General features: G+C 47.6%; 15 protein-coding genes. 6 read left to right on the forward strand and 9 right to left on the reverse strand.

All coding sequences use genetic code 11. The features are described from left to right. Nucleotides 1-207 precede the first annotated feature (207 nt). The gene (locus B5D42_RS13885) at nt 208-1473 is read left to right on the forward strand and encodes a sterol desaturase family protein (protein ID WP_078832247.1); all 1266 of its coding nucleotides are present in this window, start codon (nt 208-210) and stop codon (nt 1471-1473) included. Between the two features lie 5 nt (nt 1474-1478). Here B5D42_RS13885 and B5D42_RS13890 read toward each other — a convergent pair whose 3' ends face one another. Both B5D42_RS13890 and rimO read right to left on the reverse strand, forming a co-directional pair. Beyond that, nucleotides 1479-3008, reverse strand: a complete 1530-nt coding sequence (locus B5D42_RS13890) for an aldehyde dehydrogenase (NADP(+)) (RefSeq protein WP_262507790.1) — start codon at nt 3006-3008, stop codon at nt 1479-1481. A 23-nt stretch (nt 3009-3031) separates the two neighbouring features. Further along, on the reverse strand, nt 3032-4345 hold the full coding sequence (rimO, locus tag B5D42_RS13895) for a 30S ribosomal protein S12 methylthiotransferase RimO (RefSeq protein ID WP_078832129.1): 1314 nt from the start codon (nt 4343-4345) through the stop codon (nt 3032-3034). Nucleotides 4346-4452: 107 nt separating this feature from the next. Here rimO and B5D42_RS13900 point away from each other — a divergent pair, with 107 nt between their 5' ends. Continuing rightward, the gene (locus B5D42_RS13900; protein ID WP_078832130.1) at nt 4453-5505 is read left to right on the forward strand and encodes a sensor histidine kinase; all 1053 of its coding nucleotides are present in this window, start codon (nt 4453-4455) and stop codon (nt 5503-5505) included. On the opposite strand, the gene B5D42_RS13905 is transcribed toward B5D42_RS13900, so the two are convergent. The 4 genes from B5D42_RS13905 to B5D42_RS13920 all read right to left on the reverse strand — a co-directional run bounded on the left by B5D42_RS13905 (nt 5483) and on the right by B5D42_RS13920 (nt 9212). After that, nucleotides 5483-6001: a GNAT family N-acetyltransferase gene (locus B5D42_RS13905; protein ID WP_078832131.1), complete on the reverse strand. Its 519-nt coding sequence runs from the start codon at nt 5999-6001 to the stop codon at nt 5483-5485. The two genes, B5D42_RS13900 and B5D42_RS13905, sit on opposite strands and share 23 nt — an antisense overlap. Before the next feature lie 9 nt (nt 6002-6010). Beyond that, on the reverse strand, nt 6011-6985 hold the full coding sequence (locus B5D42_RS13910; RefSeq protein ID WP_078832132.1) for a YpdA family putative bacillithiol disulfide reductase: 975 nt from the start codon (nt 6983-6985) through the stop codon (nt 6011-6013). A gap of 8 nt (nt 6986-6993) precedes the next feature. Next, nucleotides 6994-8580 carry a peptide chain release factor 3 gene (locus B5D42_RS13915; RefSeq protein WP_078832133.1) on the reverse strand — a complete coding sequence of 529 codons (1587 nt, stop codon included), beginning with the start codon at nt 8578-8580 and terminating at the stop codon, nt 6994-6996. A gap of 113 nt (nt 8581-8693) precedes the next feature. Then, nucleotides 8694-9212, reverse strand: a complete 519-nt coding sequence (locus tag B5D42_RS13920) for a SixA phosphatase family protein (protein ID WP_078832134.1) — start codon at nt 9210-9212, stop codon at nt 8694-8696. Nucleotides 9213-9355: 143 nt separating this feature from the next. Between B5D42_RS13920 and B5D42_RS13925 the strand changes: the two genes are divergently transcribed. After that, nucleotides 9356-10114: a DUF4197 domain-containing protein gene (locus B5D42_RS13925; protein WP_078832135.1), complete on the forward strand. Its 759-nt coding sequence runs from the start codon at nt 9356-9358 to the stop codon at nt 10112-10114. Between the two features lie 76 nt (nt 10115-10190). On the opposite strand, the gene B5D42_RS13930 is transcribed toward B5D42_RS13925, so the two are convergent. Next, nucleotides 10191-10679 carry a CHRD domain-containing protein gene (locus B5D42_RS13930; RefSeq protein WP_078832136.1) on the reverse strand — a complete coding sequence of 163 codons (489 nt, stop codon included), beginning with the start codon at nt 10677-10679 and terminating at the stop codon, nt 10191-10193. A gap of 272 nt (nt 10680-10951) precedes the next feature. Between B5D42_RS13930 and B5D42_RS13935 the strand changes: the two genes are divergently transcribed. Together B5D42_RS13935 and B5D42_RS13940 are read left to right on the forward strand one after the other, a co-directional pair. Further along, on the forward strand, nt 10952-12652 hold the full coding sequence (locus tag B5D42_RS13935) for a S8 family peptidase (RefSeq protein ID WP_078832137.1): 1701 nt from the start codon (nt 10952-10954) through the stop codon (nt 12650-12652). Next, entirely contained in the window at nt 12652-13161 is a 510-nt protein-coding gene (locus B5D42_RS13940; protein WP_078832138.1) for a DinB family protein, read from the forward strand. Before B5D42_RS13935 ends, B5D42_RS13940 begins: the two co-directional genes overlap by 1 nt. Here the strand turns inward: B5D42_RS13940 and B5D42_RS13945 are convergent. Both B5D42_RS13945 and B5D42_RS13950 read right to left on the reverse strand, forming a co-directional pair. Beyond that, on the reverse strand, nt 13158-13961 hold the full coding sequence (locus B5D42_RS13945; protein ID WP_078832139.1) for a hypothetical protein: 804 nt from the start codon (nt 13959-13961) through the stop codon (nt 13158-13160). The genes B5D42_RS13940 and B5D42_RS13945 overlap by 4 nt on opposite strands. 93 nt (nt 13962-14054) lie before the next feature. Further along, the gene (locus B5D42_RS13950; RefSeq protein WP_078832140.1) at nt 14055-14606 is read right to left on the reverse strand and encodes a YceI family protein; all 552 of its coding nucleotides are present in this window, start codon (nt 14604-14606) and stop codon (nt 14055-14057) included. Between the two features lie 133 nt (nt 14607-14739). On the opposite strand from B5D42_RS13950, the gene sucC reads away from it, so the two are divergent. Next, the gene (gene sucC / locus B5D42_RS13955) at nt 14740-15951 is read left to right on the forward strand and encodes an ADP-forming succinate--CoA ligase subunit beta (protein ID WP_078832141.1); all 1212 of its coding nucleotides are present in this window, start codon (nt 14740-14742) and stop codon (nt 15949-15951) included. The last annotated feature ends 54 nt before the right edge of the window (nt 15952-16005 follow it).

The following is a 16005-nucleotide window of genomic DNA, read 5'->3' on the forward strand; positions in this document are numbered from 1 at the left end:
CGTCGTTTTATTAATCGCCAACAAAATACCGCAAAATATTGCATTGAATAGCATTTTGTTGCAGGAATCCTGTCTGTCAGGGAAAACAATGGGATTAAGATTCCCGTCAAAAGCAGGGAATCAATACCGTGGAAAAGCTGGGTTCCAGGGATATGCCGCGCCTGCCGATTTTCATTACATTTGTTTTACCAGACCCCTGTACATTACATGGAGACTTACGGAAAAATATTGCTGATTGCCATGCCGGTTTTCCTCGGGCTCGTCCTGCTGGAGAAATGGTATGGCTGGTACCGTGGCAAAGAGACCGTACGCAGTATGGACATGTTATCCAGTCTCAGTTCCGGCATTACTAATGTAACCAAAGATGTGCTCGGACTGAGCATTGCCATCATCAGCTATCACTGGATGCTCGCTCATCTTGCACTGGTTCAGACCCCGCCGGTTTTTCTCACTTACCTGATCGCTTTTCTCGCGCTCGACCTTTCCGGTTACTGGGTGCACAGAATCAGTCATGAATACAATATCTTCTGGAATAACCACCTGATCCATCACAGCAGCGAGGATTTCAACCTGGCCTGCGCCTTAAGACAAAGCATCTCTGTTTTTGTGCGATTATTTACCGTGTTCCTCTTACCCGCAGCATTGCTCGGTGTGCCCGAACAGGTGATTGCCGTTGTAGCACCGCTGCATCTGTTTGCGCAGTTCTGGTATCATACGGAACATATTCGCCGTATGGGCTGGCTGGAAAAGATCATTGTTACACCCTCGCATCACCGGGTGCATCATGCCATCAACAAAGAATATTTAGATAAGAATTATGGTCAGATCCTGATCATCTGGGACAAACTTTTCGGTACTTACCAGGAAGAACTGGAAACCGTTCCTGCGGTATACGGTATTACAAGACCCGTTCAGACCTGGAACCCGATCCGGATTAATTTCATGCATGTGGGATTACTGTTCAGGGATGCCTGGTATACCCGACATCTGAAAGACAAATTCCGGATCTGGCTGATGCCCACAGGCTGGCGTCCGGCCGATGTAGCTGAACGTTTCCCTGTTCACAAGATCGAAGATGTATACCGTTTCGATAAGTATGAACCCTCCACAAACAGGCTGCTCATGGGCTGGACCTGGATACAATTCATGCTGCTGCTGCTTTTCGTGAGTTATCTTTTTGCCAACATCACCAGCATCGGCAGCCCGGGTATTTTTGTGTATGGCGGCTTTATTTTCCTTTGTGTATATGCGTTCACTGAACTGATGGACCTGCACCCCTTTGCGTGGATATGGGAACTTTTAAAAGATGTGTATGCCTGCTCGGTATTATACCTGACAGGCGACTGGTTTGGTATTTCAGCGCATGCAAAAGGATTGGTTCCTTCACTTGCGGCTTATTTTATCCTTTCCGCGCTGATCACTGTATTCGTTTCATTGCAGACGAAAAAACGCATTACAGCATTACAGTTATAATCACATCAACGCGTCCATTCATTGTTGACCAGCCGCCAGATCCCGAGCGGATTTCCGTTCTGCAATGCAGGCGGCAGTAAAGTTTGGGGACAGTTCTGGTAACAGACAGGCCTTACCCATCTTTTAATACCATTGATACCTACTGCGGTAAAACGGCTATCTGTAGTGGCAGGAAAAGGGCCGCCATGCACCATACTGTTGCATACCGTTACGCCGGTTGGTACTCCGTTGAAAATGATGCGGCCTGCAATACTTTCAGCCAGCGCGCGCATGGAAGCATGTTCGGTAAAATCTTTTTCGGTTCCCATGAGCGAAGTAGTGAGTTGTCCTGCAAGTGAACGCCATACTTTCTGCAACTGATCCAGATCCGTGCAACGCACTATGATAGCATAGGGGCCGAATACCTCTTCATGCAGCAAAGGATTTGAGAGGAATGCGGTACCATCTGTTTCCGCCAGTGTAGGCCAGGCTTCTCCGGCTCCCGGTTCTGTACTACTATGCCCAACTACATTTACACCGGTCTGCTGTAAGGCTTTTTCCATTTTTGCGTGATACGCTTTGTAAATGCCTTCATGCAGCATGGGCTGCGGAATTGCAGCTGCGATCTCTTTTTCGGCTTCTGCTATAAAACGGGAAAGTCCTTCGCTTTCTATGCCCAGTACAATCCCGGGATTGGTACAGAATTGCCCCATGCCCAATACAACCGATGCAATGTATTGCCTGGCCAGTTCTTCTGCATTTTTTTCGAGGGTATCGGGTAAAAGTATGATGGGATTGGTACTGCCCATTTCTGCAAAAACCGGTATCGGATTTTTTCTGGCGGCAGCATGATCATACAATGCCTTACCACCTGCGAAAGAACCGGTAAAGCCAACGGCCGCGGTAGCTGCATGTTTTACCAGCGACTCTCCTGCTTCAAAAGAACCGTCTTCCACATGCTGGAATACATGCGGCGGCATTCCGGAACTGAATATGGCATCCTTTATCGCCTTGTGCACCAGCTGCGAGGTTTTGAGATGAGCTGGATGTGCTTTTACAACAACAGCACAACCCGCAGCCAGCGCACTTGCCGTATCTCCGCCAGCTGTGGAGTAGGCAAATGGAAAATTGCTGGCCCCGAATACCACTACGGGTCCTAAAGGAATCAGCATTTTGCGGATGTCTGGCTTTGCCGGATTAACAGTGGCATCAGCGGTATCAACGGTTGCTTCCACCCAGCTGCCTTCACGCAACAGCGCTGCGAACATGCGGAGCTGCATGGTAGTGCGTGCCCGTTCGCTCACCAGCCGGGCTTGGGGCAAATGTGTTTCTTCTGCCGCCTGCCCAATCAGTGCTGCACCTGCCGCTTCCATATTGGCCGCGATCGTTTCCAGGAAAACTGCTTTCTGTTCTGCTTTTGTTTCCCGGTATTGCTGGAAAGCAATTGCCGCCTGCTGCATGATATTATCGATGCTCATACTGTTTTTTTTATTGTATTGAAAAAATAGTACCCACCCTTCACCTGTGTCTAATAAAAAAGGCTTTACTGCAACAATAAAGCCTTTTTCTTTGCTGAACCTTATGGTTCTGTTACTTCCCCTTCCAGGTCGTAGTCGTATGCTTTTGTGATCTTAACCTGTACAAAATCTCCGATCTGCAGTTTTTTCTTCGAATGGATCACCACTTCATTATCCACTTCCACGCTGTCGAATTCTGTGCGGCCGAGGTAACGTCCGGCTTCTTTTTTGTCGATCAGTACTTTGAACACCTTGCCTACTTTCTCCTGGTTCTTTTCATAACTGATCTCCTGCTGTACTTCCATCACTTCCTGCGCACGTGCTGCTTTTTCTTCGGCAGGTACATCATCCGTCATGTCATATGCGCTGGTATTTTCCTCATGGCTGTAATTGAAAATCCCTACGCGGTCGAAGCGATGTTCTGCGAGGAATGATTTCAATTCTTCTATATCATCCTGTGTTTCTCCCGGAAAACCTGCGATCAGCGTTGTTCGCAGGCAGATGCCGGGTACACGTTTCCTGATCTCGTGGATAAGTTCGGTCATTTCCTCGCGGGTAATGTTGCGGCGCATGGCTTTGAGCATGTTATTGCTGGCATGCTGCAAAGGCATATCCAGGTATTTGCAGATATTATCGCGCTCGCGCATTACATCCAGTATCTCCATCGGGAATTTACTTGGGTAAGCATAGTGCAGACGGATCCATTCCAGCCCTTTCACATCTGCCAGCGCATTCATCAAACGTGGTAATTCCCTCTTTTTGTAGATATCCAGTCCGTAATAGGTCAGTTCCTGTGCAATCAGCATGATCTCTTTCACACCCTTTTTCACAAGACTCTCCGCCTCGGCAACCAGGTCTTCTATAGTGCGGCTCACGTGCTGTCCGCGCATCAGCGGAATAGCGCAGAATGAGCAGGTACGGTTACAGCCTTCGCTGATCTTCAGGTAAGCATAATGTTGCGGTGTGCTCAAAAAACGTTCCCCTACCAGCTCTTTTTTATAATCAGCATCGAATCTTTTCAGGATCAGGGGTAATTCCATGGTTCCGAACCAGGCGTCCACTTCGGGCATTTCCGCCTCGAGGTCGCCGCGGTAACGCTCACTCAGGCAGCCGGTCACATATACTTTATCCAGTTTTCCCCTCCGTTTCAGCTCAACCTGGTCCAGGATGGTGTTGATGCTTTCTTCCTTGGCCTTGTCGATAAAGCCGCAGGTATTCACCACCACGATATTGTGGTCCAGTTTTTTATTTTCATGCACCACGGCAATATCATTCGCTGCCAGCTGGCCACTCAGCACTTCACTGTCAACCAGGTTTTTACTGCAGCCAAGGGTAATGATATTAACCTTGTCTTTCTTTAAGCTTCGCACTTTCATAAGCGGCAAAATTACCTCAAATTGCTGAACAAGAGAAAAGCAGCTTTATGAGATATACAGCCACATAACATTTTTTCCTAATTTAGGCTGTCCAATAACTGACCTGCATGAAGAACGTTTACAAAGCGGTTTCCGGCATTCCTTTTTTATCCCGTAGTTATACTGCAAAATTTCTTTTTATTGCATTTATCGGTATTCATATTCCGCTGATCGTACTCATCATTGTGATCAGTTCCGGTTTTATTCAGCTTACGGGCTGGCAGGTAGTTCTCACCACTCTTTTTGCCACTCTGGCTGCTACCGCTGCTACGCTGCTGGCTCTGCGCGGATTGCTCTGGCCGCTCAACCAGGCACAGTCGGCTTTGAGCGATTATGTTAAAAAAGAGAAACTCCCCGAACTTCCCGTTAATTATACAGATGAAGCCGGCCTCTTACTGAAAGAAATCCAGCATACCCTTCATGAACAGGATAAACTATTACAGGAAAGAAGCGAACTCGTTACCCTTTTCTCTCACGATATCCGTTCACCGCTGGCTACGCTCGACAGCCTTGCACACCTGATAGAACTTGAAACGGATCTGTCGCGCACAAAAAAACATGCTGCCACTATGAAGCAGACAGCAAGGCAACAGCTGAAATTACTCGAAGATATTCTGCAGATGCTGCGTCTCGGCCATCCCGCCGCCTTCAATACCGATCATGCGGAAGCATTGGCGCTGGTTATACAGGATGCGGTTGAACAGCATCAATTCAAGGCTAAGGAAAAAAATGTACAGATCATAACGGGTGATCTGCCACAAACCATGCTCTATTGCAGCCCCAATCTTTTATGTCAGGCCATCAGCAATCTCATTGGCAACGCCGTAAAATTCTCGCATCCGGGCAACATTGTTGAGATAGAAGCCGGACTTAACAGCCGGAAAGAAGCTTTTATACGGATCTCAGATAAAGGAATCGGGTTCAACCCGGCAGATACTGCAGATCTGTTCGGACGATTCTCCGGAAAAAGACAAAGCGGAACGGCCGGGGAAAAGTCTACCGGACTGGGGTTATACCTTACCAGGCAAATTCTCCGGCGTCATGGTGGCGAAGTAACCGCCTGCAGCGAAGGTAAAGGCAGAGGCGCGGTGTTTACGATCACACTGCCGGTTGTTCACTGAGAGGCCGGGCAATACGATACATATACAAGGGTTTATGCTGCTGCAGATCTGCATGAAACATATAACCTGCTTTCCGTAACACTTTCTGTGAAGCGGTATTTTCTTTTTCTGTGATGGCCATCAGGAAAGGATCGGGCCTGTTGCGGAAGAAAAAATCTGTTCCACCCATCAGCATTTCAAGCGCATATCCTTTACCCTGGAATGCCGGCAGCAGGCCATAGCCGATATGCATACCGTCTTCACCGGGAATCTGCAGTAATGAAAATGTGCCGACAAAACGCTTTGTTTCTTTTTCGCCGGTAAAATAACGTCCTGCTACATTTCCCGGATCATACAAACTGATGTTCTCCGCAAGAAACGCATCGCAGCCTTCACGGTCTTTTGCGGGGCGGATATATTTCATCACTTCAGGATCGCCGTTGAAACTGTAAAAATCATCGGCATCGCCTGGTGTAAACCGGCGTATGAATAGCCGTTCTGTCTGAAATAATTCCATTTGTATGTATTATTTAGCAGCGATAATATGACTGATGATCTTCTCAGCGTGTTCTCTCGAATTCTCGATGAAAAGACTATGCGTGTCCATCCCGCCGCAGATCACACCTGCAAGATAGATACCGGGCACATTGGTTTCGTGCGTATCCGGGTTATATGCCGGTTTACGGGTTTCATCTGCCGAAAGCTCAATCCCTGCTTTACGGAGAAAAGGCAGATCGGGCTGGTAGCCTGTAGCAGCGATTACCATATCGTTGGCAATGGTAACAGGTCCGTCTGGTGTTTGTATATCCACTTCCGTTTCGCGGATAGCGGTAATTGTAGAATTAAAATAGGCTTTGATGGAGCCTTCGCTGATGCGGTTCTCGATATCCGGCTTCACCCAGTATTTTACCCTTCTTCCAATCTCTCCTTTCCGGATCACCATGGTAACATCGGCACCTTTACGCCAGGTTTCCAGCGCCGCATCCACAGCTGAATTATTGGCTCCTGCTACCAGCACTTTCTGAAAGGCATAAAAATGCGGGTCATTATAATAGTGTGTTACTTTAGGCAGCTCTTCACCCGGAACATTCAGTAAATAAGGCAGGTCATGAAAACCGGTGGCAATGATCACATACTTTGCGGTAAAATGATTTCCGGCTGATGTGTTTATTTCAAATTGCCCGCTCTCTCTTACAATTGTTTCTGCTTTTTCGAACAGTCGGATATTCAATTTAGCTGCTACAGCAACACGGCGATAATATTCCAGTGCTTCATTCCGCCCGGGTTTCGGCTGGTTGCTCACAAAGGGGATGCCGCCGATCTCCAGTCTTTCAGAAGTGGAGAAGAATGTCATGTTCACCGGATAATGATAGAGCGAGTTCACAAGGCAGCCTTTTTCCAGCACTACGTAACCCAGACCATTGTTTTTGGCAGCCAGCGCGCAGGCCAGTCCGATAGGACCGCCGCCAATGATAATGAGATCAGTGCTGGTCTGCTGCATCCGGTAATTTATTTATGCACTTCGCTTGAAAAATGGAATTGTATATCCGGGTTATTGGTGATCTCGGTATTCAGGAACCATTCACTCTGGGCCAGGTATACAGGGTTGCCATCTTTGTCTTCTGCTGAATTCTGTTGTTTGAACCGGAGAAAATCATCCAGTTTTTTCTGGTCTTTGCTCGTGAGCCAGCAGGCTTTGTAGAACGGCAGCGTTCTGAATTCGCAGGCTGCGCCATATTCCTGCAGCAGACGGTACTGGATTACTTCAAACTGAAGTTCACCCACACAACCGATGATCTTCTTGTTCCCGCCAAACTGTGTAAAGAGCTGGGCCACGCCTTCATCTGTAAGCTGGCTCACACCTTTTTCCATCTGTTTGGTCTTCATGGGATCTTTGTTCACCAGTTCCTTGAAGATCTCCGGGGAGAATGTAGGTATACCTGTGAAATAAAAATCCTCTCCTTCCGTAAGTGTATCCCCGATCTTGAAGTTTCCCGTATCGAACAGGCCTACCACATCACCTGCATAAGCATCTTCAATGATGTCTTTGCTGCGGGCCATAAAGCTGTACGGGTTGCTGAACCGCATATCCTTGTCCAGCCGTACATGATGGTAATATTTATTTCTTTCGAATTTGCCGCTGCACACCCGCATGAACGCGATCCGGTCGCGGTGTTTGGGATCGAGGTTGGCATGTATCTTAAAGATAAAACCGCTGAATTTATCCTCACCCACATCCACTGTACGGGCCGAAGTTTCGCGGCTGCGTGGTACGGGTGCAATATGAATGAACGTGTCGAGCATTTCCTTCACCCCGAAATTATTTACGGCGCTACCGAAAAATACGGGTGCTACTTTTCCCTGCAGGTAATCGTTCACATTGAGTGCACCGTAAACGCCATCGATCAGCTCCACATCTTCACGCAGCTGCTCCGCATCGCGCTCACCTACTTTTTCATCGAGCAGGCTTTCGGAAAGATCGCTGATGGCAATGGTATCATCGTCATCGGCTTTGGTGCTGGCGGTAAATAGACGCAGGTTTTTTGCATCGAGATTATATACGCCCTTGAATTCCTTACCGCTGTTGATCGGCCAGGTCATCGGGTGCAGGGATAATTTCAGCTCAGCTTCGATCTCTTCCAGCAGGTCGAAACGGTTCTTTCCGTCGCGATCCATTTTATTGATGAATACGATCACCGGTGTATCGCGCATGCGGCATACTTCCATCAGCCTGCGGGTCTGGTCTTCTACCCCGTTCACGCTGTCTATCACCAGGATCACACTGTCCACCGCCGTAAGGGTTCTGTAAGTATCTTCCGCAAAGTCCTTGTGACCGGGCGTATCCAGCAGGTTGATCAGCGTATCGTTGTATTCGAAAGTCATTACGGAAGTAGCCACCGAGATACCTCTCTGACGTTCGATCTCCATAAAGTCGCTCGTTGCATGTTTCTTGATCTTGTTGCTCTTTACGGCACCGGCAGTCTGGATTGCACCACCGAACAGCAGCAATTTCTCCGTAAGCGTGGTTTTACCGGCATCCGGGTGCGATATAATGGCGAATGTCTTGCGCCTGTTGATTTCCTTCTCGTATTTCATAATAAAGTGCGCAAAGGTATTGGATTATTGGCTTATTGCATCCATAACGGCATTCCCCGTGCGCAGGAACGTTTCTGCGGCAGGATATGCTTTGTATGTGTATATGCAACTGGCTAATAAGTAATCGCTTTGGCAGAGCCCATACCATGCAGCATGGTTACCACCCAGAACTGGTTGTAAATGCTCTCATCGAGCGGCTCGTATTTCTTCTCCTTGATGAGGAAATTGACCAGGGCAGGCGCTGTATTGGAATGGCCTACGATAATGATGGTTTTTCCTTCTTCTTTAGCCAGCTGTCCGGCAAATGCTCCCAGGTTACGCGGATCGTAGATCTGAACTTCCTTATTGAATTTTTTGGCGAGCGGCGCTACGGTCGCTTTTGTACGGGCATAATTGGTGGAATAGATCGCATCGGGTTTGTATTCCTTCAATACATCCAGCAACAGCTGGGCGCGTTCCTGCCCTTTTTTACTCAGCGGCGGATCGGCCTGCATGGCTGTGGAACCGGGTGCAGTTGTGTCTTTTTCGGCATGCCTCAGAATGATATAGGTTGTTGTCTGCGCATGGAGTTTTCCGGGCAACACAAACAGGCAGGCAGTACAAAGAGCAAGCAGATACATTACCGGTCTCATAACAAATAGTTTTATGCTCTGAAGGTAATAAGAATACCGCAGCTTTTCAAGCAGGAACCGATTATAGCAAATCGTTCACATACACCGCAGCCGTTTCTCGCTATTTTTGAGGCATTCTATCGTTTAAGATATCTCTTTTATTTATGAAGAAACAGTTCATTATCCTCCTGCTCGGTTCAGCACTGGCTACCGGGCTCAATGCCCAGGGACTCGGGGGCTTTATCAAAAAAGTAACAAAAAAAGATTCTGCAGGCAACAGTACGCTCGGTAATGTACTGAAAGGCGGCAGCGGTGCCGGACTCAGCAACGACGATATTGTAGCCGGACTGAAAGAAGCGCTGGCCGTAGGAACGCAGAAAGGAACCGCACTGTTATCCAAACCCGACGGTTTCTTTGCCAACGCCGCACTCAAGATATTACTGCCTCCGGAAGCGCAGAAAGTAGAAAGCACCCTGCGTAAAATCGGCCTTGGCAGCCAGGTGGATGAAGCGATCCTGTCTATGAACCGCGCTGCGGAAGATGCCTGTAAAAGTGCAGCGCCGATCTTCACTTCCGCCATCAAACAAATGAGTTTTCAGGATGCGCTGGGTATACTGAAGGGATCAGATTCGGCAGCAACTGTTTATCTCAAAGGCAAAACCACACCACAGCTTACAGAAGCCTTCAGACCTGTGATCGAGAGCTCCCTCGCAAAAGTGAATGCCACCAAATACTGGAATACGCTCATCACTACCTACAATAAAGTAAGCCTGCAGAAGATCAACCCCGACCTTTCGGCCTATGTAACCGAACGTGCGCTTTCGGGGATCTTCAGCCAGCTTGCTTCTGAAGAAAAACATATCCGCAAAGATCCTGTGGCAAGAACAACGGATATCCTGAAAAAAGTATTCGGCGGAAGCTAAAGAACAACCTTATTCATCAAAACACCCGCACAGGTTAACCTGTGCGGGTGTTTGTTTTGTTCAGGATTTAGCCGGCTTATTCCCTTGTTGCTGTTACCTGGCCTCTTACTTCGCCCGAAATATTGCTGGAAGTAGAAAGCAGGTAATACCAGTTATTATTCAGCAATTGTGCTTCCTGGTCGTTGGTAAGTGTAATGCTGCTTGAAATACTGCCGGAATTGTTCAGACCACTGCCGAGTGTCCATACAGACACAGAACTACCGTTCTGACCTGCCGCACCGCTGAAAAATCCACCTGCAACAGGTCCGCCGGTCAGGTTACTCCAGGCAGTAGTATAACTCATTACTTTGGTAGTAGAATTATAAGTACCGGTAATGGTAGCCGTACCGTTACTGGTGCTGCTGCCTACAGGTATTACCTGGCCTGATGTTGCATTACCGCTGAGGTTGTACGTAATGCCAGCATTTACCTCATCTTTTTCGCAGCTTGCAAAAATAAATGCAACCGTTAAAGCTGTACATGCCAGGGCTGCTCCTTTTTTGAGTTTAGTCCATATTGTTTTCATAACAATGTTTTTAGGTTTTAGATGAATATTGATTTCCTTTCAACTAAAAATTCTCATGCCATCATGGTCTGGAGTATCAACTGGCTGGTTACCTGTTGAAGCTTTTACACATTTACTGCGCTTTTCCTCAGCCTGTTAGAGGATTGTTAACAAAAACAGGAGAAGGCGACAAGAGACGGAGTGGCATTAACATTTTCCTAAAACTCCGGGCGGGGTATTATATTATCATTATCATTGCTCATATTTGTATAGAAAGAAATGTACACTGTATCATGCGTCGTGGGATTGTTTTGAGTATTGTGGCCGTGCCACTTTTTTTCGTTTGCAGCCATGCACAGCCGGTTCCTAAGAACTGGTATCAGCTTGACCGCGGGCAGGATTCGTTTTATGGCATCAGCCTAGGCAAAGCCTATGATTATCTCCGTGAAAAGAAGCGCCCGTCGCAACCTGTGATCGTTGCCGTGCTCGATTCGGGTGTAGATACCACACATGAAGACCTCAAACATGTACTCTGGCGCAACCCGCGCGAAATTCCCGGCAACGGTATCGATGATGACGGTAATGGTTATATAGATGACGTGTATGGCTGGAATTTCCTTGGCGGTAAAGATGGGCGCAGCATTAAAAGGGCGCCCGATGAAAGATCACGCGTATATCACCGCTGGAAAGACAAATTCCAGCAGAAACCAGATACCACAGGTTTTACCACAGCCGAAAAGGAAGCATACCATACCTGGCTCCGCGCCAGCGGCGAACTCAATTTCAGCGCTGAAGAACAGATGGAAGTGGCCATCCTGGATGTAACCTGCAAAGCCCTGAAGCGGCACGATAAAGTGTTACGTAAAGAAATGGGAACCGAAGAATTTACCTGTGAAAAACTGGAGCAATTTCAGCCGCAGACACGCACAGGAAAAGAAGCCAAACTCGGATATCTGACCGGGATCCGTTTACTGGGTATCTCTGCAAGCGACCGGGAAAATGAAAGCAATGCCAGCATTCTCAACCAGCTGGAAGAATATGTAGAGGGCAAGAAACTGTCGTTCGAATCCAAAGATGCACCACCCCGCGATCCGCGTGCGGATATTGTAAAGGATGATTACAGCAATTTCAACGACCGTTTTTACGGTAATAATGATGTAATGGGGCCAACACCAATGCACGGCACGCACGTAGCCGGCCTGATCGGAGCAGAACGTAACAATGGAATTGGCATAGATGGTGTGGCAGATAATGTAAAGCTGATGATACTGCGTGTGGTGCCAGACGGTGATGAATACGACAAAGACGTTGCACTGGCCATCCGTTATGCAGTAGATAACGGCGCAAGGGTCATCAATATGAGTTTCGGCAAATATTTCTCACCGGAAAAAATGTGGGTAGACAGTGCAGTAAAATACGCAGAAAATAAAGATGTGCTGATCGTTCATGCATCCGGTAATGAAGGATATAACCTGGATGTGAAAACCGGTTTCCCCAATCCGTGGCTGAAAGCCTGGAACAGCACTGCAACAAACTTCATCAATGTAGGTGCCAGCAGTGATCCGAAGATCACGGGAACCATTACCAGTGATTTCAGTAATTACGGCAGGAAGAATGTGGATGTATATGCACCGGGTGTGAAAATGTATTCAACACTTCCCGGCAGGAATGAATATGGGAACCTGCAGGGCACAAGTATGTCTGCACCGGTTGTAACGGGCATAGCAGCAATGCTCCGCTCCTACTATCCCGAACTGACTGCGGTACAGGTAAAAAAGATCATCGAGCAATCTGTACTGATCCCGGCACCGGAAGAGGTTAGCCTCAAACCGGGCGGCGATCCCGTTCCTGTACCGTTCGGCAACCTGTCCAGAACAGGTGGAATTGCCAATGCATACAATGCAGTACAGGCTGCAGACCAGGCTAAAAAAACAATGGCAAAAGAGATTATTCATATTTCTTCGCAGCAACAAACCAACCAAAACAACAACTGATGTCCAGACCGCTTTCAACCGATCACGCACCTTATTTCGGAAGATATATTTCGCTTGTTGATGCCCGGGACGTATCCGAAGCGATCAGCAATCATTCGGCAGCCTTGCTCACATTCTATGAAAATCTTCCCGAAGAAAAAGCAGACTACCGTTATGCAGACAATAAATGGACCTTGAAAGAAGTACTGCAGCATGTGATGGATACGGAAAGGATCTTTGCTTACCGCGTACTCCGGATCTCAAGAAAAGACAACACGCCCAACCCGTCTTTCGATGAGAACAGTTTTGCCGAAAACGCTGAAGCATCGGCCAGAACATTTGCTTCACTGAAAGAAGAATTCAGCGCATTGCGCCGGTCAACAGATCTTTTCCTTGCTTCATTACAGGAACACCAGCTCGCCTATGCCGGCATATCCAGCGATCACAAAACCACGGCAAATGCACTGGCATTTATGATCTTCGGACATTTGCTTCATCATAAGCAGATCATTGAAGAACGTTATCTCTAGTACCGGTAAAAATCACAGCCTTCACCTTCATCGCAAAGCAATCCGCGCAGCGACGGATCTTTCAGTACATCGGTATAATCCATCGGCTTCCCGTTCACCCAGATCGTACGGTATACCAGCCTGATGCCATGACTGTAATCTACCCACCAGTTGATATGACCAGTGTATAAGGGCTGTATCGCTTTACCATCCGGTTTATGCCAGCCATAGATTGCTTCACGGTCGGGTCTTGCATCACGACTCACTTTACCGGATAATACCACATCTTTTTTTATACCTGCAATCAGGCCTTTACGTCCGCCACGCTGCCCTTCGATAATGAGGTGATGCTGCCACATGGTAACGCTGCTGTCTCTGAAAGCATACATAGGAACCGGGTCGAGTTTAACAACAGCCTGGCGGTAAATATCATCCACAATTTTACGTGTTGGCAGAAAACAATGAAAACTATCTGCAATAACCTGGGCCGCCATGGGTGTAAGCGGAATACGCGCCCAGTCCTTGCTGTTGCCCACTGCCAGGTAATCCGGCGCTACATAATAATGGGCTTTGATTTTTTTCCCTTCAGTTCCGTCTATCTCCACATCGATACGGGCAAACTGCTGCAGGAACGAAGGGTAATTACCCGACAATATCTCCTTTACCGCAAGAGAATCGCGCTGTTTCCATTTCCAGCTGGCAGCGAGGTTATAAAACGCGGTTCCGCTTAAACCGGCACCGGCAGGTTTAACGTTCAATACTCTTTTACCGGTAGCACAGGAAGCCAGGAGGAAAAACAGGGGGAGACAGATCTTTCTCATGGCACTAATATACAAACGTGATGCAATACAGAGCGTATTGTAATAAAAAGCCCCGCCGTAAAAGGCGGGGCCGCAGATATCGCTGAGAATAAATTATTTGTTTGCGAAGATGTGTACTGCCATCTGCACATCTTTTGAAGGGCCGTTGTAAGTAATACCCAAAGCAGTTCTGTCGAGGCTGAAGAAAGCTTCTGCAAAGAAAGCCTTATCATCAGCATTGCGGATGTTGGCAGTCAGGTTAACAGGGAAGCTTGCACCCTTCAGCACCAGGTTACCGGTGAGGGCAGCTGTATTATCGCTGGTATAATTTACACCTGTGATCTCGTAAGTAGCTTCGTTGAATTTGGCAACATCGAAGAAATCTGCGTTTTTCAGGTGGCCTGCAAGTCTGTCGCCCGCTGCGTCCGTTACTTTCAGGTTAGCCAGGTCGATCACGAATTTACCACCCTTCAGTTTATTGCCTTCAAGAACAACCTGTCCGCTTTTGAGAGGGAAAGCACCTGTGTGGAAATCGTTCTTTTTGGAAGCGATCCAGTCGATGCGGCTCTTATCAACGTTCACATTATAAGTATCCGCTTTAGGAACAAAAGAGTAAATACCCATCAGCAGCGCCATGCCTGCCAGTGCGAACAATGTTTTTTTCATATACTTTTCATTTTAGGTTTTGAAGATAATTCAAGGACGGCGTAAAATTATGCAAATTAATGTTACAACAATAATAATAAAGGCGATAATATGAATGTAGGATTCTCTTATCTTCGCCGGAAATTTTCAACGTATGAACCTTCACGAATACCAGGCCAAGGAATTACTGAAAAAATACAATGTACCCGTACAGGAAGGCATTGCGGTTGATACAGTAATGGCAGCAGAAGAAGCTTATCGTCAGATCAAAACCCAAACCGGCAACAATTTTGCCGTGATCAAGGCCCAGATACACGCCGGCGGCCGCGGAAAAGGTAAGATCGAAGGAACAGAACAGCGCGGTGTGGCTGTTGCCAAAAGTGCAGAAGATGCGGCAACAATTGCCAAAAACCTGCTCGGCGGTACCCTGGTTACCATTCAGACAGGCGCTGCTGGTAAAAAAGTGAACAAGATCCTGGTTGCACAGGACGTTTACTATCCTGGTCCTAACCCGGTAAAAGAGTTCTACCTCTCCATCCTCCTGGATCGTGCAACCGGTATGAACGTGATCATGTACAGTACAGAAGGTGGTATGGATATCGAAGAAGTAGCCCATAATACACCCGATAAAATATTTAAAGAGTGGGTACACCCTGGTGGCCCGTTGCAGGGTTTCCAGGCAAGAAAGATCGCTTTCAACCTCGGCCTGAGCGGCGAAGCGTTCAAAAACTGCGTGAAATTCGTTACCAACCTGTACAACGCTTATGTTGGGCTGGATTGCGGTATGCTGGAGATCAACCCGCTGTTCAAAACAAGCGATGAAAAGATCATTGCGGTTGACTGTAAAATGAACATCGACGACAACGCCCTGATGCGCCATGCAGATGTAGCTGCGCTGCGCGATGTTTCAGAGGAAGATCCTACTGAAGTTGAAGCTGGTCAGTATAACCTGAACTTTGTTAAGCTCGACGGAAACGTAGGTTGTATGGTAAACGGCGCCGGTCTGGCCATGGCTACCATGGATATGATCAAACTGAGCGGCGGTGAGCCAGCCAACTTCCTCGACGTAGGTGGTACTGCCAACGCACAAACCGTAGAAGCCGGTTTCCGTATCATCATGAAAGACCCGAACGTAAAAGCGATCCTGATCAATATCTTCGGCGGTATCGTTCGTTGCGACAGGGTTGCTGCCGGTGTGATCGAAGCGTACAACAAACTGGGTAATATCGAAATCCCTATCATCGTACGTTTACAAGGTACCAACGCTGTTGAAGCGAAAAAACTGATCGATGAAAGCGGTCTTAAAGTTCAATCGGCTATCCTGCTGAGCGAAGCTGCTGACCTGGTGAAGAAAGCTGTTGCATAATCCTGCAATCACTATATTTCAAAGCCTGTCCGTAAGGACGGGCTTTGTTTTTTA

The organism is Sediminibacterium ginsengisoli, assembly GCF_900167075.1.
In the GTDB taxonomy this organism is placed as follows: domain Bacteria; phylum Bacteroidota; class Bacteroidia; order Chitinophagales; family Chitinophagaceae; genus Sediminibacterium; species Sediminibacterium ginsengisoli.